26 protein-coding genes and 1 tRNA gene are annotated in these 21,898 nt (G+C 61.8%); 22 read left to right on the top strand and 5 right to left on the bottom strand.

Features of this window, described 5'->3' with window-relative positions:
• Positions 1–225 precede the first annotated feature (225 nt).
• From AncyloWKF20_RS08735 to AncyloWKF20_RS08690, 9 genes are all read left to right on the top strand, one after another.
• Entirely contained in the window at positions 226–672 is a 447-nt protein-coding gene (locus AncyloWKF20_RS08735) for a hypothetical protein (protein ID WP_279317478.1), read from the top strand.
• Between the two features lie 103 nt (positions 673–775).
• Positions 776–1,300, top strand: a complete 525-nt coding sequence (locus tag AncyloWKF20_RS08730; protein ID WP_279317477.1) for a hypothetical protein — start codon at positions 776–778, stop codon at positions 1,298–1,300.
• A 248-nt stretch (positions 1,301–1,548) separates the two neighbouring features.
• Positions 1,549–2,736 (top strand): phage portal protein, encoded by a 1,188-nt coding sequence (locus AncyloWKF20_RS08725; protein ID WP_279317476.1) that lies wholly within the window; start codon positions 1,549–1,551, stop codon positions 2,734–2,736.
• Positions 2,736–3,239, top strand: a complete 504-nt coding sequence (locus AncyloWKF20_RS08720; protein ID WP_279317475.1) for an HK97 family phage prohead protease — start codon at positions 2,736–2,738, stop codon at positions 3,237–3,239. The genes AncyloWKF20_RS08725 and AncyloWKF20_RS08720 overlap by 1 nt, the downstream gene beginning before the upstream one ends.
• A 1-nt stretch (position 3,240) precedes the next feature.
• Positions 3,241–4,413 carry a phage major capsid protein gene (locus tag AncyloWKF20_RS08715; protein ID WP_279317474.1) on the top strand — a complete coding sequence of 391 codons (1,173 nt, stop codon included), beginning with the start codon at positions 3,241–3,243 and terminating at the stop codon, positions 4,411–4,413.
• A gap of 41 nt (positions 4,414–4,454) precedes the next feature.
• Positions 4,455–4,886, top strand: a complete 432-nt coding sequence (locus AncyloWKF20_RS08710; protein ID WP_279317473.1) for a hypothetical protein — start codon at positions 4,455–4,457, stop codon at positions 4,884–4,886.
• A gap of 552 nt (positions 4,887–5,438) precedes the next feature.
• Complete coding sequence (locus tag AncyloWKF20_RS08700; protein ID WP_279317471.1) at positions 5,439–5,735, top strand: head-tail connector protein; 297 nt, start codon at positions 5,439–5,441, stop codon at positions 5,733–5,735.
• 5 nt (positions 5,736–5,740) lie between these two features.
• Positions 5,741–6,160 (top strand): phage terminase small subunit P27 family, encoded by a 420-nt coding sequence (locus tag AncyloWKF20_RS08695; RefSeq protein ID WP_279317470.1) that lies wholly within the window; start codon positions 5,741–5,743, stop codon positions 6,158–6,160.
• A gap of 2 nt (positions 6,161–6,162) precedes the next feature.
• On the top strand, positions 6,163–7,764 hold the full coding sequence (locus tag AncyloWKF20_RS08690) for a terminase TerL endonuclease subunit (RefSeq protein WP_279317469.1): 1,602 nt from the start codon (positions 6,163–6,165) through the stop codon (positions 7,762–7,764).
• A 181-nt stretch (positions 7,765–7,945) separates the two neighbouring features.
• On the opposite strand, the gene AncyloWKF20_RS08685 is transcribed toward AncyloWKF20_RS08690, so the two are convergent.
• The 3 genes from AncyloWKF20_RS08685 to AncyloWKF20_RS08675 all read right to left on the bottom strand — a co-directional run bounded on the left by AncyloWKF20_RS08685 (position 7,946) and on the right by AncyloWKF20_RS08675 (position 12,816).
• Positions 7,946–8,899 carry a trypsin-like peptidase domain-containing protein gene (locus tag AncyloWKF20_RS08685; RefSeq protein WP_279317468.1) on the bottom strand — a complete coding sequence of 318 codons (954 nt, stop codon included), beginning with the start codon at positions 8,897–8,899 and terminating at the stop codon, positions 7,946–7,948.
• A 2,036-nt stretch (positions 8,900–10,935) separates the two neighbouring features.
• The gene (locus tag AncyloWKF20_RS08680; RefSeq protein ID WP_279317467.1) at positions 10,936–11,580 is read right to left on the bottom strand and encodes a hypothetical protein; all 645 of its coding nucleotides are present in this window, start codon (positions 11,578–11,580) and stop codon (positions 10,936–10,938) included.
• Positions 11,581–12,816, bottom strand: a complete 1,236-nt coding sequence (locus AncyloWKF20_RS08675; RefSeq protein WP_279317466.1) for an AAA family ATPase — start codon at positions 12,814–12,816, stop codon at positions 11,581–11,583.
• A 465-nt stretch (positions 12,817–13,281) separates the two neighbouring features.
• Here AncyloWKF20_RS08675 and AncyloWKF20_RS08670 point away from each other — a divergent pair, with 465 nt between their 5' ends.
• The 7 genes from AncyloWKF20_RS08670 to AncyloWKF20_RS08640 all read left to right on the top strand — a co-directional run bounded on the left by AncyloWKF20_RS08670 (position 13,282) and on the right by AncyloWKF20_RS08640 (position 15,886).
• Positions 13,282–13,677, top strand: coding sequence for a hypothetical protein (locus tag AncyloWKF20_RS08670; protein WP_279317465.1), 396 nt, complete (start codon positions 13,282–13,284; stop codon positions 13,675–13,677).
• An 83-nt stretch (positions 13,678–13,760) separates the two neighbouring features.
• Positions 13,761–14,060: a hypothetical protein gene (locus AncyloWKF20_RS08665; RefSeq protein WP_279317464.1), complete on the top strand. Its 300-nt coding sequence runs from the start codon at positions 13,761–13,763 to the stop codon at positions 14,058–14,060.
• On the top strand, positions 14,057–14,302 hold the full coding sequence (locus AncyloWKF20_RS08660) for a ClpX C4-type zinc finger protein (protein WP_279317463.1): 246 nt from the start codon (positions 14,057–14,059) through the stop codon (positions 14,300–14,302). Before AncyloWKF20_RS08665 ends, AncyloWKF20_RS08660 begins: the two co-directional genes overlap by 4 nt.
• Positions 14,299–14,547 (top strand): hypothetical protein, encoded by a 249-nt coding sequence (locus tag AncyloWKF20_RS08655; protein WP_279317462.1) that lies wholly within the window; start codon positions 14,299–14,301, stop codon positions 14,545–14,547. Before AncyloWKF20_RS08660 ends, AncyloWKF20_RS08655 begins: the two co-directional genes overlap by 4 nt.
• Before the next feature lie 169 nt (positions 14,548–14,716).
• Positions 14,717–15,433: a hypothetical protein gene (locus AncyloWKF20_RS08650; protein WP_279317461.1), complete on the top strand. Its 717-nt coding sequence runs from the start codon at positions 14,717–14,719 to the stop codon at positions 15,431–15,433.
• Positions 15,434–15,444: 11 nt separating this feature from the next.
• On the top strand, positions 15,445–15,639 hold the full coding sequence (locus AncyloWKF20_RS08645) for a helix-turn-helix domain-containing protein (protein WP_279317460.1): 195 nt from the start codon (positions 15,445–15,447) through the stop codon (positions 15,637–15,639).
• 4 nt (positions 15,640–15,643) lie between these two features.
• Entirely contained in the window at positions 15,644–15,886 is a 243-nt protein-coding gene (locus AncyloWKF20_RS08640) for a hypothetical protein (RefSeq protein WP_279317459.1), read from the top strand.
• Positions 15,887–16,488: 602 nt separating this feature from the next.
• On the opposite strand, the gene AncyloWKF20_RS08635 is transcribed toward AncyloWKF20_RS08640, so the two are convergent.
• On the bottom strand, positions 16,489–16,758 hold the full coding sequence (locus tag AncyloWKF20_RS08635) for a hypothetical protein (RefSeq protein ID WP_279317458.1): 270 nt from the start codon (positions 16,756–16,758) through the stop codon (positions 16,489–16,491).
• Positions 16,759–17,030: 272 nt separating this feature from the next.
• A tRNA-Ile gene (locus tag AncyloWKF20_RS08630) sits at positions 17,031–17,106 on the bottom strand.
• 162 nt (positions 17,107–17,268) lie between these two features.
• Here AncyloWKF20_RS08630 and AncyloWKF20_RS08625 point away from each other — a divergent pair.
• From AncyloWKF20_RS08625 to AncyloWKF20_RS08600, 6 genes are all read left to right on the top strand, one after another.
• Positions 17,269–17,400 (top strand): hypothetical protein, encoded by a 132-nt coding sequence (locus AncyloWKF20_RS08625; RefSeq protein WP_279317457.1) that lies wholly within the window; start codon positions 17,269–17,271, stop codon positions 17,398–17,400.
• Positions 17,397–18,011: a LemA family protein gene (locus AncyloWKF20_RS08620; protein WP_267581848.1), complete on the top strand. Its 615-nt coding sequence runs from the start codon at positions 17,397–17,399 to the stop codon at positions 18,009–18,011. The genes AncyloWKF20_RS08625 and AncyloWKF20_RS08620 overlap by 4 nt, the downstream gene beginning before the upstream one ends.
• A gap of 19 nt (positions 18,012–18,030) precedes the next feature.
• Positions 18,031–18,828: a TPM domain-containing protein gene (locus AncyloWKF20_RS08615; RefSeq protein ID WP_279317456.1), complete on the top strand. Its 798-nt coding sequence runs from the start codon at positions 18,031–18,033 to the stop codon at positions 18,826–18,828.
• The gene (locus tag AncyloWKF20_RS08610) at positions 18,828–19,460 is read left to right on the top strand and encodes a hypothetical protein (protein WP_279317455.1); all 633 of its coding nucleotides are present in this window, start codon (positions 18,828–18,830) and stop codon (positions 19,458–19,460) included. Before AncyloWKF20_RS08615 ends, AncyloWKF20_RS08610 begins: the two co-directional genes overlap by 1 nt.
• Before the next feature lie 87 nt (positions 19,461–19,547).
• Entirely contained in the window at positions 19,548–21,380 is a 1,833-nt protein-coding gene (ilvD, locus tag AncyloWKF20_RS08605) for a dihydroxy-acid dehydratase (protein ID WP_279317454.1), read from the top strand.
• An 86-nt stretch (positions 21,381–21,466) separates the two neighbouring features.
• Positions 21,467–21,772 (top strand): alkylphosphonate utilization protein, encoded by a 306-nt coding sequence (locus AncyloWKF20_RS08600; RefSeq protein WP_279317453.1) that lies wholly within the window; start codon positions 21,467–21,469, stop codon positions 21,770–21,772.
• The last annotated feature ends 126 nt before the right edge of the window (positions 21,773–21,898 follow it).

Genomic DNA, 21,898 nt, shown 5'->3' with positions numbered 1-21,898 from the left:
CAACTGTGGCGCCTGCATGGATCTGGTCACCTGAGCGATGACGATGCGAGCGCTCTCTCCGTCCTTATTGAGGGACGGCGCAGCTCGCTTCGGCGATCTCCCAGCCCTCCTTCGGCTGGCCGTGCCCTGCGGGCCATGTCTCGGTTGGTGCCCCGCCGTCGACAGGTATCACCAGACCGCGAGGCATCTCGCCAACGGCGGCGCTCCTTGGGCGGCTCGGGCGCAATGCCGGACAAGCTCCGTGGCTGCTTCACTGAAGCCGAGCGAGCTGTGCTCGCAGTTCTCGCGGGTGAGGTGAAGCACCGCGGCGTGTGTGATCTGCCTATCGATAAGATCGCGGCTCTTGCCGGCGTCTGCCGCACCTCCGTTCAGAACGCGCTGCACGAGGCGCGTCGGCTGGGCTTGATCAAGGTGACTTATCGCCCTCGCCGTGGGGCGAAGAGCCTGCCGAACATGATCGAGATCGTATCGGCAGAGTGGCTGGCGTGGCTCAAGCGCGGCCCTACGGCTCACAAGCCGACAGGGTCCAAATCGGTTGCGCGGTCCAAAATTCTGAACCCCACGAAGATCATAGAAGGAGAAGAGGCCTTCAATAAAGGAGGTAGGGCAGGTGGTTTTCCCCCTTTCGGCCGTGCTGGGATGGAGCGGAGGACGCGTTATGCTCACGGTTGAGGGCGTGCCTTCCCGACGAGCCGGCCGCCCATTGTCGGAAACATCGGCTCCCGAGCTGCCTCCGAGCATGAGGCCCGCCTTCACATGTAGCCAAGGTCTTGTCATGGCGGCTCTGCTGCGGTTCCTGATGCCGTCTCTGCGGGCCGAGGTGTCACGGCGCGATCTCATGCGAAGCACCGGCCTTGGCCGAACGGTGGTCGAGGATGCTATGCGGCTGGCGCGGCAGCTTGGGTTAACCCGAGAGAGCCGCCATCCGACCGGCGCGTGCGGGAACATCGTCGAGATAATCCATCCAGCTTGGCGAGGATGGATAGAGCAGAACAAGGGAGGATTCATTGCGCCTTCGCCCGCGCTGCCTCCTCTTGCCGAAGGCATGTTCACCGTCAGTCAGGCACGTGTGCTGTCGGCCCTGGTGCAGATGATGCCGGGGAGCCTGCGAGCCGCGGTGTCGCGGCGCGAGCTGATGCACCGCACCGCGCTTGGCCGAACGACCGTTGAAGATGCTCTCAGGTTGGCTCGGCACCGTGGTGTCATCCGTGAGCGTCGGCAGTCGCTGCCGCCTGGTCCGAACATGATTGAGATCGCGGATCCCGCTTGGAGATCGTGGATCGGCGAGCATAGGCGTTAGTTGCTCAAAAACGCGCAAGTTTGCGCAAGTAGCGGGCTGGTCGAGTGTCGCGCGTAGAGCGCATAAAATACTCGATGAAGCCACTTCTCATCATCAAGCACGTGGAAGCCTACCCAGTTCACTAGGGACCGGGGGGTGGTTGCCGACTTTTGCCCGCTCGTCGGGACCGGCGCTCCCCACATCGTGCGAGATAGAGGCGAAATAGGCTTTTTAATCAATGGGTTAATTACAGGAAGGAGAGCCGTTCGGTGTCGTGGAGCATCCGCAACCTGATGGCAGGGCTGACGAAGAAGAGCCTCTCGGCACCCGATGCCGAGCTGCAGGCCGTCTTCGGCGCGCTGCCGTCGGGCCTGTCGGTGGGGATGGCGCAGGCGCTCACCGTCCCGGCAGTTCAGTCCGCCATCCGGCTGATTTCCGAAGCTGCCGCCTGCCTCGAGCTGAAGGTGATGCGCCGCGTCGGCGACACCTTGGCCGATGCGCCCGATCACCCGGTGGCGAAGCTTCTTGAGGATCGCCCCAACGACTGGTCGGACACCTTCAGCCTGGTCCGCGACATGGTGGCGGCGGCGCTGATCACCGATAAGGGCGCGCTGGCGCTGGCGAACAAGGTCGACGGGCGCGTCATCGAGATCGTGCGCTATGACACGCCGCACTTCGTTGTCGACTACTCCGGTGATGGCCGGCTCGAGCCCAGCTTCCGCATCAACAACGTGCCGGTGTCCGCCGACGATGTGGTGCATCTTCGCTCGCCCTTCTCACGCTGTCCTTTGTCGCTTGCGGCTGACGCCATTGGCGTGGCGAAGTTCATGGAGGGGCACGCCGGCCGGCTCTTCAAGGATGGTGCCCGGCCGTCCGGTGTCCTGTCTCTCAAGGATCGCACGTCCCCGGATGCGCTGAAGCGCATTCGTGAGGCGTGGCAGCTCGCGCACGGCGCCGGCAAGTCCGGCGGCACGGCCATTGTGGAGGGCGGCGCCGAGTATCAGCAGCTCACACTGGCGTCGACCGACGCCCAATTTCTCGAGCTGCGCACCTTCCAGATTGTCGAGATCGCCCGCGCTTTCCGCGTACCGCCCTCGATGATCTATGAGCTTGATCGCGCCACCTGGGCCAACTCCGAGCAGATGGGCAAGGAGTTCCTGACCTATTCGCTGGAGCCGTGGCTGCGCGCCCTTGAGGGTGCCCTGCGCCGCGCTCTGTTCTCGCCGGAAGAGCGGCGCGACTACGTCGTGCTGTTCGACCGCGATGACCTCACCCGCGCCAGCCTCACCGAGCGCGCCACGGCCATTTCCAGCCTGATTTCGTCGCGTGTGCTGAACCCCAATGAGGGCCGGTCCTGGCTCGATCTGGCGCCGCGCGCCGGGGGCGAGGAGTACGCCAATCCGAACACCGGCAGCAGCCAACCCGGCGGCGCCGGCGCCGACAGTGGAGCGCCCTGATGGAGCACGTCTTCGTCGAGACCAAGATCCTCGCCGATGAGGCCGGGGCGATTTCCGGCCTGGCGTGGAAGTTCGGCGCGCCGGATCGCGTCGGCGACATGATCGAGCCCGGTGCCTTCAAGGGTCTCAAGCTGCCGCTGCCGATGCTCTTCGGCCACAACATGAACGACCCCGTGGGCGTGTGGGAGCGCGCCGAGGAAACGGCGGACGGGTTTCACGTCACCGGCCGGCTGCTCGTCGACGACCTGCCCCGTGCCCGTGAGGTGCGGGCACTGGTGAAGGCGGGCGGCCTCGGCGGCCTGTCCATCGGATTCGTCACCCGGAAGGCGGCAGCCCGGCCTGGCGGCGGGCGCTCGATCAAGGCGCTCGATCTCTACGAAGTCAGCCTCGTCACCCTGCCCATGCATCCCGGCGCGCGGATCACCGGCGCCAAGTCTGCGGCCGCGGCATTCGCCCTGGTCGAAACCCTTCGCCGCGCCAGCGCGGTTATCCGTGGAGCTTGATATGAAACACACCTGCCTGCACATGCTGGCGCCCGGCGCGCTGGAACTGAAGGGCGAGAATGACGATCCGGCCGCCGTCGTCACGGCTGCCATCGAGGATCTGTCCAAGTCCGTCGATGAGCGTTTCAAGGCGCTGGAGACGAAGTCCGCTGCGCCCGGCGACGCCGTCACAAAGCTCACCGAGCGTCTCGATAAGCTGGAAGCCAAGGGCAACCGTCCGGCCGGCTCGGGCGGCACCGAAGAGCCGAGCGTCGAACGCAAGGCTTTTGCGGCCTATCTGCGCCACGGCAAGGAGGCAGGCCCCGATGAGCTGAAGGCCCTGACCGTCTCCAGCGATCCGCAGGGCGGCTTCCTGGCGCCGGCGGAGATGTCGAGCGAGTTCATCCGTGATCTGGTCGAGTTCTCGCCGATCCGCACCCTCGCCACCGTCCGCACGACCTCGGCGCCCTCGGTGAGCTACCCCAAGCGCACGGGCATCACGAACGCCAAGTGGAAGGGCGAGACGCAGGCGCAGGAGGGCAGCGAGCCGAGCTTCGGCCAGGTCGAGATCCCGATCCGCGAGGTGAACACCTATGTGGATGTGAGCAACCAGCTCCTGGCCGACAGCGGCGGCGCCGCCGAGGCGGAAGTCCGTCTCGCCCTCGCGGAGGATTTCGGCCAGAAGGAAGGCCTCGCCTTCGTGTCCGGTAATGGCGTGCTCGAGCCGGAGGGCCTGCTCACGGCCAGCGGCATCGGCGAGACCATCAATGGCCATGCCACCAACCTGTCGGCGGACGCGCTCGTCACCCTGATGTACGCGCTGCCGGCTGCTTACCGCGCCCGTGGCTCCTGGCTGATGAACGGCGGCACGCTCGCCGTCATCCGCAAGCTGAAGGATGGTCAGGGCAACTATCTCTGGCAGCCGAGCTATCAGGCCGGCCAGCCGGAGATGATCCTCGGCCGCCCGGTGACGGAAGCAGTCGACATGCCCGATGTCGCCTCCGGCGCCTTCCCGATCATGTTCGGTGACTTCGCGACCGCCTATCGCATCGTCGACCGGCTGGCGCTCTCGATCCTCGTCAACCCGTACCTGCTCGCGACCAACGGCATGACGCGCATTCACGCGACCCGCCGCACCGGCGCGGCCGTGGTGCAGGCCAAGGCGCTCCGCAAGCTCAAGATGGCGGCCTCGTAAGGCCGCCGTTCCCCGTCACCCGAGACAGTGAGGATCCTGCGATGCGGGACATCATCAGCAATATCGCGGTCGCCTCGGTGATCGCCCCGGCGGCCTACAACGCCGACAACACCCCGGCCGCCATCGACCTCAAGGGTTTCGATTCGGCCATGTTCGCGATCCATGTCGGCGCCGGTGGCATCACCTTCAGCGGCACGAACAAGATCGAGTTCAAGCTCACGCACTCCGACGATGACGTGACCTATTCCGCCGTCACCATCGACGATGTGCAGGGCATCGCCAGCGTCGGCGCAGGCGGCATCGTCAAGGCGCTCACCGCCGAGCATGCCACGCCCTCGGTCACCCGCGTCGGGTACGTCGGAAACAAGCGCTACACCAAGCTGCTCGCCGACTTCTCCGGCACGCACGGCACCGCCACGCCGCTCTCGGCGACCGTCATCAAGGGCCACGCGCGCACGCGCCCCGTGGCCTGATCGCGCTTAGGGCGCCTCTTCGTTGAGGGCACGTAGCGGCCTGTCCAATAACGGGAACCCCGCCTCTCCGGCGCCTGCCCTTGGGGCTTTGGAAGGGAGACAAGGCGGGGAAGGTCGCGAGCACCAGCCGATGAATCCTTCATGGGCCTAGGGCTCACGGCGGGCGACGAAGGCGAACGTCGCCCGCCAATTTCACAAGGAGATTGACATGCCTGTGCGCGCACCTCGCATCTGCGGATGTGGCTACAGAGTAGCTGCAGCTGCGCAATGCCCATGCGAACGGCGACGCGCCGAAGATCGAAAGAAGCGAGCTGAAGATCGGCGGCCCTCTGCGCGTGAGCGCGGTTACGACAGCAAGTGGGACAAGGAGCGAGTGGCCTATCTGAAGGCCAACCCCGCTTGCGTGCATCCTGGCTGTCGCGCTGCATCAACCGTGGTCGATCACATCATTCCGCACCGGGGAGACCGCAAACTCTTTTGGTCGCGCTCCAACTGGCAGGCGCTCTGCGTCACGCATCACAGCCGCAGTAAGCAGGCCGAGGAGGCCCGTCGATGACGGAAGCGACGGACATCGTTCCCCTGGCTGACATGAAGCAGCACATGCGGGTCGACTATGACGATGACGACGGCGCGATCACCGATATGCTCGACGCTGCGCGCCGGCATATTGAGGCGTGGGTCGGGCCGCTGGATGACTTCGAGGCGGTGCCCTCTGACATCAGCGAGGCGATGAAAAAGCTCGTCGTGCACTTCTATGAAGTGCGAAACGCGGCGGGCGAGGACGCGATGAGCGTCATCCCGTTTGGTGTTCATGACCTCATTGGGCCGTACCGGAAATGGGAGTTCTGATCCCCATGCGCGGCGCCAAGCCTCACAGTATCGTTCCCGGATCCTCGCCGGTGCGCGGCGATCTCGATCCGCCGGATTGGCTGGGCGAGGATGCGCGCGCGGAGTGGGACCGCGTGGCGCCGGTGCTGATCAATGAGCGCCGCACCCTCACCGTCGCCGATATCGCCAGCCTGGTGAACTACTGCGTTGCAGTCGGTCAGGCGGCCGAGGCCAGCCGGATCATCGCTACCGAGGGTATGACCTATGCCAGCAAGGGCGGGCCGAAGAAGCATCCGGCCGTGGCGATCCGCTCCGATGCGATGACGCAGGCCCGGCTGCTCGCGGGGGAATTGGGGCTAACGCCTGTCAGCCGTTCCCGGCCAGGATCACGTGGCGACGGCAGCGGGGACCGCGGTCAAACCAACCTGTTCGACATGGACTTCTGACCATGGCGCGCTCGACCTATCCCGAATGGATCTTCGACGGCAGCGAGATCCCCGATCCGAGGGGATGCGGCGAGAGGGCGGTACGTTGGCTGGGGATGCTCAAGCATCCCAAGAGCACCTTGCCCGGCCGGCCCTTCCTGCTCGATCCCTGGCAGGAACGCATCGTGCGACGCATTTATGGCCCGCGCCATGAAGATGGCACCCGCATCGTCAAGACCGTGGTGCTGCTGCTGCCGCGCGGCAACCGCAAAACCTCGCTCGCTGCGGCCCTTGCCCTGCTTCACACCATTGGGCCCGAACGGGTGTCGGGCGGCGAGGTGATCTCGGCGGCGGCGGATCGCAAGCAAGCGCGGCTCGGCTATGCGGAGGCGCTGGGCATCGTCCGCACCGTGCCGCAGGCCGCGGCAAACACCCGCGTCGTCGACTATCGAAACAAGCTCATCTTTCCCCGCGACGGATCCTTCTATGAGGCGATCTCCGCCGATGCCGGGACGCAGCACGGTCGCACGCCGGCCTTTGTGCTCGCCGATGAGCTGCACGCCTGGCCGAAGCGTGACCTGTGGGACGTGCTGCGCTCCGGCCTCGTGAAGCAGAAGGGTTCCCTGCTCGTCATCGCGACCACAGCAGGGCGAGGGCAGGAAAACATCGCCTGGGATATCATCGAAGATGCACGCCGTGTGGCGCGCGGCGAGGTGGATGACCCGTCCATCCTGCCGATCCTGTTTGAGGCGGATCGTGATTGCGACTGGACGGATGAAGCCGTCTGGCATCGGGTGAACCCTGGCCTTGTGCATGGCTATCCCGATATCGAGGGCTTGCGGCAGCTCGCGCGCGAGGGGCAGCGGCGCATCGGCGACCGGGAGGCATTTCGCCAGCTCAACCTCAATATCTGGCTCGATCACTCCGCCGATCCCTTCGTGGATATGGAGATCTATGACGAGGGTGCGGCACTGGTCGATCTCGACGCGCTGGCCGATGCCCCGTGCTGGCTGGGTGTCGATCTGTCGAGCAATCACGACCTGACCTGTGTCGTGGCGGCCTGGCGCGATGATGCCGGCGGCTATGCCGTGCATCCGTGGTTCTTCTGCCCCGAGGACAATCTGCGCCTGCGGGCGGATCGGGACGGCGTGCCCTATCCCACATGGGCGGAGCAGGGCTTCATCATCCCGACGCCCGGCAACGTCGTGGACTTTCGCGCCGTTGAGGACAAGATCCGCGACCTCTGTGACCGTTTCGCGGTGCAGGAGATCGCTTTCGACCCGCACCTCGCGCGCAACATGCTGAACAGCCTGCTCGAGGATGGCCTGCCGGCCGTCGAGATGCGGCAAGGCTGGGTGACGATGGCGCCGGCCGTGAAAGAGTTGGAGCGGGCCATTGTCGGCCGTCAGGTCTCACATGGTGGGCACCCGGTCCTGCGCTGGTGCTTCGACAACGTGGCCGTCCACACCGACAGCGCCGGCAACCGCATGTTCCACAAAGGCAAGAGCCGGGACCGCATCGACGGCGCCGTGGCCTGCGCCATGGCGGTTGCGCGTGCCTCTTCGGAGGGCGGGGCGAGCATCTATGAGAGTGAGGAGTGGTCGCCGGAGATGATGGTGCTGTGATCTGGCGATTGGTTGGTAAGATTGATTACCATTAGCGACCTGACGGCCATCGCTACTGAGTATGCGCGGACACCATGCGGGACGGCTAGACATAATCCAGTTCACTGATCAGAAGACCATGAACCTGCTGAGCCCATACGGGGCGCTGTCCATTTCTGCCAATAAATTGACCGTAGAATGATTAGCCTTTGGCCTCTGCCTGTTGTCGGCCGATCGCCTCCAGCATTAGGCTGCGGATGCTAGCGGTTTTCCAGACGCGGCCGAGAGATAGTTCATGCTCGTCCGGAGTGACGCCATCTCGCCCAGCATATACTCCTAGCAGTATTGGTACACCAGGCGTCCAATCGACGGGGTGGCCCTCATCCGTGACAAGCCGAACGCCTGACTTTGTAATGTAGATAACTGGCGCGCCTGACATGCCAGGCTTCGTGTTGCCGTCGATATAGAAAAGATTTCGCCGCCCGATATCGTCATACGCTACCGGGCATTGCGGTTCTGTAGCAATCGATGCCCGTTTCCAAATTGGAAACACACCTGTCAACTCCAGACCTTTCGGGTAGCCTAACACAAAAACGTCAGATCCTACCGGAGGGTGTAGATTAGTGAGTAAGGCGAAGGACGAATTAGTTTCTAAATTTCCTTTATCTACTGACTTGATATAAAGAGCATCACCAATCGATATTGACTTTAAATCATAACCATTTATATCATCGTGCAATTTTTTTGTGTCAATGTAAATAAGCGCAAAATCATCCACGGGATTGGCATTTTCACTGTCGATCCAAATATGATTGTTTTTATCATCATATAAATCAACAATTATTTCCTTAAAATTAAGCGATTCAAATGAACCTAATGAAGACTTTTCCTTCGAGAATGCCGTTACATGAAATGAAATGCGGTTAGGGAGGCTGCCCATTCTATGCAGTGGTTGGCCGGTTATTGCGTGTCGTCCGCTTAATACGTGCAAATTTGTGACCATTGCATAGTGCCCGGCAAAGTTCACGATAAATCCTGTACCTGTTCCTATTTCAAATTCATTAAATAAAACTCTAATCTTTGTAGTGGTGTAACTAAGCGGGTGCGCAAACGTATCGTATAATACGCGGGCGTGTGCCGTGTCATCGCTAGACATGCGTATCTCTTTGATTTGGTACGGCCACGGTACTTTCATTCGATTTCGGCAGGCGCGCTTGGTCTCTTTGAGAGGGTGGAGCGGACTACGGTCCTATGGGAATGTGTGGCGGAATAAAAATCTATGCCAACTCCCGTTTAGCCATTCATGAAACAGATCAATTTTATCCAAAGGAGCTGCGCCGACATTAATCGCTGCACTAGGCAGCTAACTGATATATTCAAGTTTTGCCGGTGCGAGGGTGATTGATTGAATCAAATAAGTGAACTAGGCCGCTCTTCTGATTCTGACGTTGTTCCTTTGGAGTTACAGGTAGATAGAACCAATTCCAAGCGCCATCCGGAAGTAAACCATTCATATTACGTGGATTTATCTCACTTATAATTAAATTTGAGCGGTGTAACACGTTTGAAAATTTTGGAACAAGCTCTGACGAGCTGAGGTATGATTTGAAAAAGAATGCGTATGGAAGATTATTCCAGTATCCAAGTATATCTACGCTATCCATAAGATATTGATGTAGTGCTGCAATGTTATCGTTTGTCGGTATTACATGTAGGGCGTAGATGTAGTAGTCATTAGAGTTATTCATGATCGAGACTCAGAATTTCGAGACCGTTGTTTGTAGTTGATTTTGAATTCATGATGGGTGGGCGGGTATCGCTTCCGATCATCATTCTGGTCATGGCTTGAGTATGCTCTTCGGAATGAAGTCGGTCCGGATCTCGAAAATATATTATAAAATAAGCCAAAATTACAGCCATTATCATTACGCCAATAAAGCATAAAAGCGTCATTCTTACATATTCTTCGTTTACAAAAATGATTGAAACGCAGAAAATTAAAGATAACGCAACAGTTATCCATATAATTGGATTAAGAATATTATTCGTTCTTACGCGAGAAACTAGGCTTCCGGCGCTTGGAAATAGATTTGACAGTCTATGCATTTCTGCCTCGGACAGGATTATTGGATTCAATCGCCGGCAGCATAATCAGTTCGTTTCAGGTGGCGTCTAATTCCGAGCGCAGATCTTGATGCGGAACGCACCTGCAGGCGCTACCGCCACAAGCGTCATCCATTCGCGCCCACGGACGTCGTGTGCGCCGGTCCAGATGCCGCTGATTTTTTGAGCTCAGGCGGCTGGGATGGAGAAAGAAGAAGGTTCTCATGCTTGAGATCCCCACGGCTGCGAAAAAACAAGGCGTAATCGGCGGTGCCACCATTCTGATCAAAAAGAGCTGCAACGCGATCCTACGCCGAAAAATCAGAGGGATTGCCGACTTGCTGGTTCCAGGGCATGTGCGTCTCCCGCCGACTGATTAACATGACCGAGGCTAGATATCGCTGCGTATCACGAGCGCGTCCGCCCAAGGGCTCGGAGCTGATTCGTGTAACCCAACTGGAGGACGGTAGCAGTCTCCGACAATCGTCGCATTGTGCCGCTGATCACATCGGCCTTCAGCGGCGCCACAGGCTTAGGGAGCGCCGGCTACACGGGCGCGGCGGCAACTACCCGCCGACGGGCGTGGTGCGTGGTGGTGATTATGTCTTTGATCGGCAGTCGGTGCGGGTCGCTGGTGGGCCTGCCGTACTGGACGCGATGCGGGCGGGCCTTAAGGGTTATGCTTCCGGCGGAGCAGTTTCCATGCCGTCGCCCTCGGTGCTGATGTCGTCGTTGCGCGTGCCAGTCGCTAATGGCACCGCCCCGCCGCGTGTGACCGTAAACAACTACAACGCCCCGGCAGGCTATGGGGGGACGCGAAGGTCTCGACCGGCGCCGATGGCTCGCTGCAGGTTGATGTGCTCTGGCGGCAGCTGGAGGCGCGGGTAGCGCAGTACGTCATCGGCCGAGGAAACATCGGCCGTGCCATAGAGGTGCGCTATGGGCTCAACCTCTCTCGGGGGGCAGGGCCGTTGAGGGCCCTGGTTATCGACTACAGCAGCGCGCCGGCATCACCCGGTCTCGATGATGCTGATAGTGTTTTCGGCAAGGGATGAAGGTGATGCAAGCCTTGCTTCTCCGGCCCCACCTTCACAGGGGCAATTTACGCAATTCGCTCTTGAAATGTTGAAAGCTAAGGCAGTTTTCGGCGGATGCGCTCCCCTGGATCCCTTGCGCTCTTTCTTGGTAGCGATGCACTATTCGCTCACGGGGGCCATAGTTTTTTCTGAATTCAGCTTTAGCATCTAAAGTCTCGCAATTCGATGCAGAGCCCTCGGCATCGAGTACCCAAGCCTCTGTTTGAAGGACGGGCAATGCAAATGCGAGCATCGATCTCCGCAAGTCTGACGCAGCCAGTAAATTCTCAAGTATCTCAACTAAAAGAGAAACTCTAGTGGCGACATCGTTTACTGGTAAAGGTATCGCGACTGTCGTATGGCTTCCAATTAGTTCGAGTGCATCGCCGTCAAGATGAACAACAATCGCACTGCAAACCTCATCACCTTCGAATATCGGCTCAAAAAATGTATCTATGCGACTCCCCGCGTTGCTTTTGCACCAAGCGACGACCCTCGACCATCCTCCACTGGTCATCGCGCCAGTCTGGTCCTGCATGGGCTGAAGTGCCTTAAACTTAACTGGTTGTCCAGTTCTTGCTTCAAGCTCCTGCCGAATAAAAGGGTCAAGCATGATGAAATCATGCGTTCCTTCAGCAACAAGGCCAATGATCAACATTCAGAGAACACCGGGGATTCTGTCATTAAGCATTAATTCGGAAAGATTCCGCCCACCGTGCTTCAAAATCCAATCGTCCCGTGTTGTGTTGGCTGGCGGCCGCAATTTTCTAATGTTGGTTCGCCCACTAACGGGGCCAGCCCGATCTCGACTGCAAACAAATATGCAATGATTCTCGTCAAAAATGTCAAAGCTGTCGAGCGACGATGGATGATGAGAGGTCATGAAGGCCTGCGATTTCTCAGATCGATCGGGTGCGCAAACCGCGTCAAGTACGTGACGCGATAGCTTTCTAACAAGTTTTGGATTCAGTGTTCCATCGATATTATCAAGCGCAAAAATAGGTGGAGTTAGATGATGGGCTAACAAGGTTGCCACAAATATGAGATATAAGGTGCCTTCGCTGGCATCGTACGCGCTCAGCATGTTGCGATTGTTCTTCATAAAGCGATCGCGAATATACAGAACGAGGCCTTCAGAGCGAACCTGCGTGGGAACGACTTCGGCATTGAATGGCCCCGTCAAAACCTTGTCTGCCCAGCCAGGCTCCCAAATAATTTCCATTAGTTTATAGAAGTGCTCCTCGCTCTGACGCTTGACCGTCGCGAGCGCGCTAGCTAAGCCAGATCCTGTCAGCCCTAACGGCTCTACCACTCGTTGATCAATTGCGAGGCCGCGCATCACGGCTGTCTGTGGAGCGTAGATCGCAAATCGGGCGAACTCATCGAGTTCGCGGCGTAATTCTGACGAAATTTTTACAAGTGGATCGATGACGCTCCAAACACTTCTGGTGCTTGGCACGAGCTCTTTATTGAAACTTGGCACGTCATTTGCAACTGAATGGAGTCTAACTCCATGGGCGCTTCGACCAAAGACCTGATGTTCGCCATCATAAAGTGCCTCTGACGCAAATTCGAGAAATGGGCTCCCTAATCCAGAGCGGATACTACAATTATATCTACCATTCTCAAATTCCGCTTCTAACCTAAAAGTTTTAGGTAAGTCATGGTTTTTGAATGCCGACTTGAAGAGATGCGGCAGAGACAGGCGAACGCCTTTCAAATCAAGAGTAGTCTGATCGATGCCCGAGGATAGGGCGGCAGCCAATATCCCAAGAGCCTCAAGGAGGTTCGACTTGCCGGATCCATTGGGGCCAACGAGCAGATTAACCTTTCCGAAATCGATCTCTTGTTCGTAGATCGACTTGAAGCGCTCGATCCGCAATTTCTTAAGCACATCGGTTCCCCGGTATTTTGAGACGAATGGATAGCGCCTGCATTTTTCAAAGTCGAGATGCCGTTCAAGGGTAACTATCGTTCGATAGGAATTGTTGCACGGGCGCAGCCTGAGTGCGTGGTTCGAGCCGACTGGAACCGCTTGGCTTATCGACTCCTCTTCCTCAACCGCACGCCAGGTCCCTCGCCGTTTTCGGCGACGAATATGACGCCAGCCTCCTCCAGCGCGTGCTGGATAGCTGATATGGCCTCCTCCGAGACAGCTCGACGCGCTTTCTCAAAGTCAACGACCGTCGACAGGCCAAGGCCCGCTGCCGAGGCGAGTTGCGGCTGGGTCCATTCTATAAGCGCGCGGGCCGCGCGGCTCTGAGCTGGCGTCATTCAATCAACATTTTCTGTTGACGACCTTAGTCGATCAACCTATCAACATAAACTGTTGATCCATTCCTAACACAGGAGCACGCGCATGGGCACCCATGATCGCGAACAGGAGAAGTGCATCCCCAGCCGGCGCCAGGCGCTTTGTCTGGGCGCGGCACTTGTCACAATGCCGGCGGGCATAGCCACCCTCACGGCAGCCCCAGCGCCATTTGCGGCGCCCCTCTCGCCGCGGGAACGCATTGCACGGGCGGTGCGCGAGATCGAGGCGGCGCTGGCCGAGATCTATCCCGGCGCCAGTCAGAACCCGATCATGCATCTGCCGGATCCCGAGATTTTCGCCTCGACGGTCTTTCCCGATGGAACTTTCTCCTCTGGCCGGATGGCCATGGTGTCTGTCACCGCTAATTCGTTCAGCGCTCTCTTTGATGCCGGCCTCAAGAGCCGATCCTCCAACGACTGGTTCGGCAGGGGGGCGGCATGAGTGGCGACCTTTTCGGACAAGCGGTGCCGACCGAAGCTCTTCTTTCGCCACATCTGCGGCTTGAGAGGGTGCCGAGCGACACGATGGAGCCCACGTTGCGCGGCGGCTGGGACTATGTGCTGGTGCGGGCCTGCACGCAGTATGAGGGCGAGGGCATCTATCTCGTCGGTAACTCCTTCGGCAGCTGGGATCTCAGGCGGGCGTCGAATGTGCTCGCCGGCAAGGGGCAGATACGGCTCACTGTCGACAACAGGCATTACGGCGAGCGCCTCGTGTCGGCGGACTGGTTCGATGAGAACGTGCTCGCCGTTGTCGTGGCTGACGTGAAGATCAGAGAGCAGCGTCTGCTGGAAGCCGCCTGCCGGCAGGGGAGGGCGGCATGAGCGCGTCCCGCCCCTTCGTGCCCCACCTCTGCACCTTCTGCGGCAAGGAGAACGACGCCGTCGAATGCCTTATCGCCGGGCCGAACCATCAGATCATCTGCAACGAATGCGTCGAGGTGTGCGTCGTCATCGTTCGCAAGAAGCGGGGCACCGTCGACATGATCGCCAGCCTGCGCCGATGGACTGAAGAGTCCTCACAGGCTCCAGGCGCGGCTTCGATCTCCCCATGGGTGCGGCGATGAACGCGCACACCCGCGAATTCGTGATGGTGGAACGTCTGGCCCTGCGCGAGCGCGTTGAGCGCGCCATCGAGTCGCTGATCTTTATGCTCGACCAGCTCGACGGGGATCCGGACATTGAGGCCGATGATTTCCCCGAGGCTGACGACCCGGCGGAGGATGATGATCCTGCCGAGATGGATGACTTCCGGGAGGACGATGATCCGGCCGAAGACGATGATCCCCCCGGGTTTCACGGGCACGACTAGAGTGAAGCAGCCGATCTGCCAGCCCGCCAAGACTGCGGTTCGGCGTTTCTCCGAAATAGTTGACTTCGGATAAACGCCGAAGTAGCTTCATCGTATGGAGACGCCGCGATTCCGAGCTGATGATCTTGCAGCTGCCTCTGGCCTTTCTCTGGCCGGCATTGAGCTGCTCGTGAAGAGCAAACTCGCTCCCCCGTCCGATAACAAGGGCCGTGGTTCCGCCCGAATTTACACGACCAAAGGCCTCTCTCAGATGATTGTCGTCGGGGCACTGTTCTCCGCCGGCCTGGAACTCACGCCGGCCGCCCGCCTAGGTGGTGCGATCTCCGATGAGTTCTGCTCGATCTATGGCCATATCCCCGAACGGCTCGATGACCTCGCCGAGCCGATGCTGTCGACGCACCCTTTTCTGTTGGATCTGCCAAGTTGTGAATACGGCGCCGGCCGCGACCGTTTTGCGCTTTATGGGTTCATCTGTGAGCACTCCAACAACTATCGCCCCGGCGCCATCTGTCGAGGCGATATGTTCGTTGAGATCATCGACCGACGCTTCGTTTTCTTCGGCAACTACGACATGCCGAATTTTGTTAGCCCGTTCAGCGCTGAGCCGAGTGACGTCTCTGCCGCCTACCGGATTGCGGGCTGGGAGCGCGGCTCGTCAGGTGTGAACGTCATTCCCTTAAGCGATGAGCTGCCCCCGATCGGCGTAAGGCCGGCCAGTGAGGAGGCGATTGAGGCATGGAAGCGCGCGGGTGCCAAGATCGAGGCAGAGTACTTTCTGGCCCGCGGCAAAGCCGTGAGCGCCACCCGCGTCAATATCAGTCTCGCCATCCGCAATGGCTTCGATGCGGTTATCCAGCATCGCAGCTCGGGCATCTCGGATCGATGAGAGGGGATTTGATGTCCAGCGAGCCCTCCTTCATCCGCGGCGCCAAGGCCATTGCGCACGAGTTGGGTTGCTCGCGGCGCACCGTCACGAAAATGGTGGCCGAGGGAAAGCTCCCGGCCAAGCATGGTTTCTCCGGTGGCCGAACATCGCCGCTGATCATCGAGCGCAAGGCGCTCGACAGGCTCAAGATTGGAGTAGGGGAGTAGTTCGTTGAGCGCCCGTTCCCTGAGGCAACAGACGCTGCCGCGCTTCGCCCTCCGCCGGGATGAGGCGGCCGCCAGCCTGAGCGTGTCCCCGTCGACCTTCGATAATTGGGTGGCCGAAGGCAAGATGCCGGCCGGCCTTAAGATCGGTGCAATCATGCTTTGGGACGTGCAGGCGATCCACGACCATTGGCAGGCGCTCCGCGAGGCCCCCCTCGCGCATAATCCTCTCGATGGCCGCGTGCTCTGATGGCCGAGATCAAGCTCCGACATCTGAGCCCCGACACCGACGCGCGCGGAAATGTGCGCTGGTATGTCCGGGTTCCAGGCCGCAAGAAGGTGCGCATCCGCGCCGCGCTCAATGAGGATGGCTCACTCTCTGACGCCTTCGTGGCGGCATATTTCCGCGCTCTGCGCGGCGTTCCTGAGGATGGCCGGCCAAAGCTGGAGCGAGTGCCCGATGGCAGCTTTCAGTGGGCATTGAACCGCTATTATGCGTCCTCGCTCTTCAAGGGCCATGAGTCCGCGACGCAGCGCGACAAGCGCAGCGTGCTCGACCGGTACGCAGTCAACGCCGGGCCGCTCCCGCTGGCCGCTTTCCGCCGTAGCGACATTGAGAAGAGCCGGGACAAACGCCGGCAGACGCCCGGCGCCGCCGACAAGCTGGTGAAGTACCTTAAAGCATTCTTCGCCTGGTGCGTGCTTGAGGGCTTGCTGAAGGCAAACCCAGCGGCTGGCATTGGCAAGATCAACACATCGAGCGAGGGGTTCCACGCCTGGACGGTGGAAGAGGTGCGGCGGTTCGAGATCGCGCACCCGATCGGCAGCATGGCGCGGCTGGCGCTGGCGCTCCTACTCCACACAGGCGGGCGGCGCGGCGACATCTATGCGCTTGGGCCGCAGCACGTTGAAGGCGGATACTTCGCGTTCACACAGGAGAAGAATCGCAACCGGCGCCCCGTGCGGATCGAAATCCCCGTGCGCGCCGAACTGTGCAAGATCATTGCCGCCACGCCCATTGGCGAGCGCTCCTTCGTCGTGTCGGCACACGGGAAGCCCTACACGAAGGAGAGTTTCGGCAACCGCTTCCGTGACTGGTGCAATGAGGCTGGTCTGCCGCATTGCTCGGCCCATGGCGTCCGTAAGGCGGCGGCGACGATCCTCGCCGAAAGCGGGGCTACGGCTTCCGAACTGTGCGCCGTGTTCGGCTGGTCGAAGCTGGAGACGGCCGAAATCTACGTCCGCAAAGCGCAGCGCAAGCTTATGGCCGCGAACGCCTTCGCCCGGCTTGACGCTATGGCGGCCCGTCCGATTGTCCCACTTTCACCAGTCTCGCCGAACGGCGGGACAAAAGGAGCAAAAACCGATGGAAAATCAAAGCCCCTCGGAAAATCTGGTGGGCCCGGTAGGACTCGAACCTACAACCAGACCGTTATGAGCGGTCGGCTCTAACCATTGAGCTACAGGCCCCGGCGCCCGCTGCGGGCGCGGCGGCACGTTAGCAAAGGCGGTCTGCCGCGCCAACCGAATGCACGGCACGGTCCACATGGTCCCGAAGGTCCGGGCCGTCACGGCGGCGTGGTCGCGAGGACCGCTCGCCCTGTCCCCGGCCTTCCGGGGGAGGAGAGGCCCGTGGACGTCGCGTTCGCAACCCTCGCGCTCTGCCTGTCGTTCGGTCACGCCGGCATGGCCGGCGCGGCGGCGGCGGCCTATAAGGATGGCGGTGCCGCCTGCGCGGTGCGTTTCATGGGGCTGCCGACATGACCACACTTCCCGCCTCCGCCCTGCGCCGGATCGGCGCCGCCTTTCTCCTCGCCATGATGGCGCTCGGTCTCGCCGGCTGCGGCGTCAATACCATTCCGACTGAGGAAGAGCGGGCCAAGGCCGCATGGAGCGAGGTGCTCAACCAGTATCAGCGCCGCTCCGACCTGATCCCGAACCTCGTGGAGACGGTCAAGGGCTATGCGCAGCAGGAAAAGGACGTGCTCACCCAGGTGACGCAGGCGCGGGCCAACGCGACCTCGATCAAGGTGGACGCCGACACCATCACCGACCCCGCCAAATTCCAGCAGTTCCAGAGCGCGCAGGGCCAGCTCTCCAGCGCGCTCGGGCGGCTGATCGCGGTGGCCGAAGCGTACCCGGACCTCAAATCCAACCAGAACTTCCTTGCCTTGCAGGCACAGATCGAGGGCACCGAGAACCGCATCGCCGTGGCGAGGCGCGACTATATCGAGGCGGTCCGGGTCTATAACACCGAGCTGCGCACCTTCCCCGGCGTGCTCTGGGCCAACACGCTCTACCGCGGCAACAAGCCGATGGAGACCTTCACCGTCTCGCAGGAGCAGATGCAGGTGCCGAAGGTGAAGTTCAATTGAACGCCGAGGGCTGACCCAGATGGTCCGTTCCTTCCGGTTCAGATTTCCCGCTCTGCTGCTGGTCGCCCTGGTGGCGCTGGGGGGACTCGTCGCTTCGGCCCGCGCCGAGCTGAGCTTTCCCGTGTTGACCGGTCGCGTGGTCGATGCGGCCGGCATTCTCGATGCGGCGACGCTGGCCCGGCTCGACGGGGAACTGGCGGCGCAGCAGGAAAAGACGACCGACCAGCTCGTCGTCGCGACGGTGCCCTCGCTTGAGGGCACCTCGGTGGAAGATTACGCCAACCGTCTGTTCCGCCACTGGAAGATCGGGCAGGCCGAGAAGAACAACGGCGTGCTGCTGCTGGTGGCGCCCAATGAGCGCAAGGTGCGCATTGAGGTCGGCTATGGCCTTGAGGGCGTGCTGCCGGATGCGGTGGCAAGCACCATCATCAGCACCACCATCCTGCCCGCTTTCCGCTCGGGCGATTTTGCCGGCGGTATCAGCCGCGGCGTGGCTGCCATCCTCGAAATCCTCAATCTGGACCCCGCCGAGGCTGAGGCGCGGGCGCGGGAGGCGGCCGAGCCGGCGCTGTCGGTCGAGGACTGGCTCAACATCCTCATCGTGCTGGTCATGGTCGGGTTTTTCCTGTTCGTCATGATCCGCCAGATCCGTTCGGGCGGCGTTCGTGGTCGTCGGCGCGGCGTGGCGGCGGGCGCCGCGAGCGGCTGGGAATGGAACAGCCGATCGGGCGGTGGCGGCGGCTGGTCGAGTGGCGGTGGCGGTTTTTCCGGGGGAGGGGGCTCCTCCGGTGGTGGCGGGGCGTCGGGGAGCTGGTGATGGCGGCGGAGGAGGGGGCGTTGCTGAGCGTGGAGGGTCAGTCCCGCATCGCCGCGGCGGTGGCGCGAGCGGAGAGGGGGACGGCGGGTGAAATCCGTGTTGTGCTCTCGACGCGGCCGCTGATCGACCACGGCCCGCACGCCCTGCTCTGGGCAGCGGTGATCGCGCTGCTGGCGCCCTGGCCGCTCGCCTTCCTGCTGCCGCTCGACGTGGCCAAATTATTGGTGATACAGGGTATTTTCTTTCTGGTGCTGGGCGCCCTGCTCGCGCTGACGCCGCTCGGCCGGCGCTGCGTGCCGGCGGCGCTGGAGCGCGCCGCCGCCCGCCACGCGGCGCTCGATCATTTTCTCAGCTTCGGCATCCATCAGACCCGCCATCGCACGGGGGTTCTGATTTTCGTCGCCCTGCTGGAGCATCGGGTCGAAGTGGTGGCCGATGAGGCCATTCACGCCAAGGTGGGGACCGCCGCCTGGGAGGATGTGTGCGCCCGCGTGCTCGCCGGCGCGCGTGAGGGGCGGCTGGTCGATGGCATCGAGGCGGGCGTGGCGGAAGCCGGGCGGCTGCTCGCCTTGCACATTCCCAGCGTTCCGGGCGACACGGACGAACTGCCGAACCGGCCGGTGGTCCTGTAAGGCGGCGCGACGCGCGTCGTGCGAGAAAATCTTGCGCGACCGGGAGGCTCGGCGCATAAGCCCGGCCAAGAAGTTTGGAGAAATTCCATGCCCGCTTATCGCTCCCGTACCACCACCCATGGCCGCAACATGGCCGGCGCGCGCGGCCTCTGGCGCGCCACCGGCATGAAGGACAGCGACTTCGGCAAGCCGATCATCGCGGTGGTGAACTCCTTCACCCAGTTCGTGCCGGGCCATGTGCACCTGAAAGACCTCGGTCAGATGGTGGCGCGTGAGATCGAGGCCGCCGGCGGTGTGGCCAAGGAGTTCAACACCATTGCGGTCGATGACGGCATCGCCATGGGCCATGACGGCATGCTCTATTCGCTGCCCTCGCGCGAGCTGATCGCCGACAGCGTGGAGTACATGGTCAACGCCCATTGCGCCGACGCCATGGTCTGCATCTCCAATTGCGACAAGATCACCCCGGGCATGCTGATGGCGTCGCTGCGCCTCAACATCCCGACCGTCTTCGTCTCCGGTGGGCCGATGGAAGCGGGCAAGGTGGTGCTGAACGGCAAGGCCAAGGCGCTCGATCTCGTCGATGCCATGGTGGCGGCGGCCGACGACCGCATCTCCGACGAGGATGTGAAGGCCATCGAGCGCTCGGCCTGCCCGACCTGCGGTTCCTGCTCGGGCATGTTCACCGCCAATTCGATGAACTGCCTGACCGAGGCGCTCGGCCTGTCGCTTCCCGGCAATGGCTCGACGCTCGCCACCCATGCGGACCGCAAGCGCCTGTTCGTCGAGGCCGGCCATCTCGTGGTCGATCTCGCCCGCCGCTATTACGAGCAGGACGATGCCGGCGTGCTGCCGCGCTCCATCGCCACTTTCGCCGCCTTCGAGAACGCGATGACGCTCGACATCGCCATGGGCGGCTCGACCAACACGGTTCTGCATCTGCTGGCCGCCGCCCATGAGGGCGAGGTGCCCTTCACCATGACCGACATTGACCGGCTGTCGCGCCGCGTGCCGGTGCTGTGCAAGGTCGCCCCGGCTGTGGGCGACGTGCACATGGAAGACGTCCACCGCGCCGGCGGCATCATGGGCATTCTCGGTGAGCTGGACCGGGCCGGGCTGCTCGACACCTCGGTCGGCTCCGTCCACGCCCCGACGCTCGGCGCCGCGCTGGAGCACTGGGACGTCAAGCGCACCAGCAGCGCCGCCGTGCATGACTTCTTCCGCGCCGCGCCGGGCGGCGTGCCGACGCAGGTCGCCTTTTCCCAGTCGGAGCGCTACGACGACGTCGACACGAACCGCGAGACCGGCGTGATCCGCAGCGCCGAGCATGCCTTCTCCAAGGATGGCGGCCTCGCCGTGCTGTTCGGCAACCTCGCCGAGGATGGCTGCATCGTGAAGACGGCGGGCGTGGATGAGAGCATCCTCACCTTCACCGGCACGGCCCGCGTGTTCGAGAGCCAGGACGATGCCGTCTCGGCCATTCTCGGCAACCGGGTGAAGCCGGGCGAGATCGTGCTGATCCGCTATGAGGGGCCGCGCGGCGGGCCGGGCATGCAGGAAATGCTCTACCCGACCAGCTATCTGAAGTCGAAAGGCCTCGGCAAGCAGTGCGCGCTCATCACCGACGGGCGCTTCTCCGGCGGCTCCTCGGGCTTGTCCATCGGCCATGTCTCGCCGGAAGCGGCGGAAGGCGGCACGATCGGCCTCGTCCATGAGGGCGACACGATCGAGATCGACATCCCCAACCGCCGCATTCATCTTGCGGTGGCGGATGAGGAGCTTGCCGCCCGCCGCGCCGCGCAGGAGGCCAAGGGCTGGGCGCCCGCCGCGCCGCGCAAGCGCAATGTGACGACGGCGCTCAAGGCCTATGCTGCGCTGGCCACCAGCGCCGCCAAGGGCGCGGTGCGCCAGCTTCCGTGATACGGACATGATCCTTGCCGGGCGGAGCTGGAAAGCCCCGCCCGGTCCTCCGGCTGTGAAGCCTTCACCCGAACGTAGAGGCGACCATGGCCGGCGATGATGATGACTATGTCTATGACGAGGCGACCGGCGAGTGGCGCCCGGCTTCCGAGCTGAAGGCGGCCGCCGCTGCGGCGCGCGAGGTGCGGGACGCCTCGGGCAACCTGCTGGCCGATGGCGACTCGGTGGTCCTCATCAAGGATCTGAAGGTGAAGGGCGCCGGACAGACCCTGAAGCAGGGCACGGTCATCAAGACCATCCGCCTGACCGATAACCCGGAAGAGATCGATTGCCGCCACGAGGCGATCAAGGGGCTGGTGCTGCGCACCGAGTTCGTCCGCAAGCGCGGCTGAACGGCGGCGTCGACCTCGCCGCGCGTCTGCCCTGACGCGCGCGAGGCCGATATCCACCTGCGGTTTTCCCCCGATTACCTCCCGCTGCGTGCACCCCCTCCACCAAAGGGGAGTTGCGCGCACGCC

The sequence above is a fragment of the Ancylobacter sp. WKF20 genome (genome assembly GCF_029760895.1).
GTDB lineage: Bacteria > Pseudomonadota > Alphaproteobacteria > Rhizobiales > Xanthobacteraceae > Ancylobacter.
The sequence above is the reverse complement of the archived record's forward strand: the minus strand, read 5'-3'. Positions and strand labels throughout refer to the sequence as shown.

Coding starts and splice junctions, on each gene's coding strand:
- AncyloWKF20_RS08660 (WP_279317463.1), top strand. CDS start 14,057: ATGAGCGCGTCCCGCCCCTTCGTGCCCCACCTCTGCACCTTCTGCGGC.
- AncyloWKF20_RS08735 (WP_279317478.1), top strand. CDS start 226: ATGCCGGACAAGCTCCGTGGCTGCTTCACTGAAGCCGAGCGAGCTGTG.
- AncyloWKF20_RS08610 (WP_279317455.1), top strand. CDS start 18,828: ATGGCGGCGGAGGAGGGGGCGTTGCTGAGCGTGGAGGGTCAGTCCCGC.
- AncyloWKF20_RS08730 (WP_279317477.1), top strand. CDS start 776: ATGGCGGCTCTGCTGCGGTTCCTGATGCCGTCTCTGCGGGCCGAGGTG.
- AncyloWKF20_RS08695 (WP_279317470.1), top strand. CDS start 5,741: ATGCGCGGCGCCAAGCCTCACAGTATCGTTCCCGGATCCTCGCCGGTG.
- AncyloWKF20_RS08690 (WP_279317469.1), top strand. CDS start 6,163: ATGGCGCGCTCGACCTATCCCGAATGGATCTTCGACGGCAGCGAGATC.
- AncyloWKF20_RS08720 (WP_279317475.1), top strand. CDS start 2,736: ATGGAGCACGTCTTCGTCGAGACCAAGATCCTCGCCGATGAGGCCGGG.
- AncyloWKF20_RS08655 (WP_279317462.1), top strand. CDS start 14,299: ATGAACGCGCACACCCGCGAATTCGTGATGGTGGAACGTCTGGCCCTG.
- AncyloWKF20_RS08615 (WP_279317456.1), top strand. CDS start 18,031: ATGGTCCGTTCCTTCCGGTTCAGATTTCCCGCTCTGCTGCTGGTCGCC.
- AncyloWKF20_RS08635 (WP_279317458.1), bottom strand. CDS start 16,758: ATGCGGCAGACCAGCCTCATTGCACCAGTCACGGAAGCGGTTGCCGAA.
- AncyloWKF20_RS08665 (WP_279317464.1), top strand. CDS start 13,761: ATGGAGCCCACGTTGCGCGGCGGCTGGGACTATGTGCTGGTGCGGGCC.
- AncyloWKF20_RS08715 (WP_279317474.1), top strand. CDS start 3,241: ATGAAACACACCTGCCTGCACATGCTGGCGCCCGGCGCGCTGGAACTG.
- AncyloWKF20_RS08670 (WP_279317465.1), top strand. CDS start 13,282: ATGGGCACCCATGATCGCGAACAGGAGAAGTGCATCCCCAGCCGGCGC.
- AncyloWKF20_RS08620 (WP_267581848.1), top strand. CDS start 17,397: ATGACCACACTTCCCGCCTCCGCCCTGCGCCGGATCGGCGCCGCCTTT.
- AncyloWKF20_RS08685 (WP_279317468.1), bottom strand. CDS start 8,899: ATGTCTAGCGATGACACGGCACACGCCCGCGTATTATACGATACGTTT.
- AncyloWKF20_RS08710 (WP_279317473.1), top strand. CDS start 4,455: ATGCGGGACATCATCAGCAATATCGCGGTCGCCTCGGTGATCGCCCCG.
- ilvD (WP_279317454.1), top strand. CDS start 19,548: ATGCCCGCTTATCGCTCCCGTACCACCACCCATGGCCGCAACATGGCC.
- AncyloWKF20_RS08600 (WP_279317453.1), top strand. CDS start 21,467: ATGGCCGGCGATGATGATGACTATGTCTATGACGAGGCGACCGGCGAG.
- AncyloWKF20_RS08700 (WP_279317471.1), top strand. CDS start 5,439: ATGACGGAAGCGACGGACATCGTTCCCCTGGCTGACATGAAGCAGCAC.
- AncyloWKF20_RS08645 (WP_279317460.1), top strand. CDS start 15,445: ATGTCCAGCGAGCCCTCCTTCATCCGCGGCGCCAAGGCCATTGCGCAC.
- AncyloWKF20_RS08680 (WP_279317467.1), bottom strand. CDS start 11,580: ATGTTGATCATTGGCCTTGTTGCTGAAGGAACGCATGATTTCATCATG.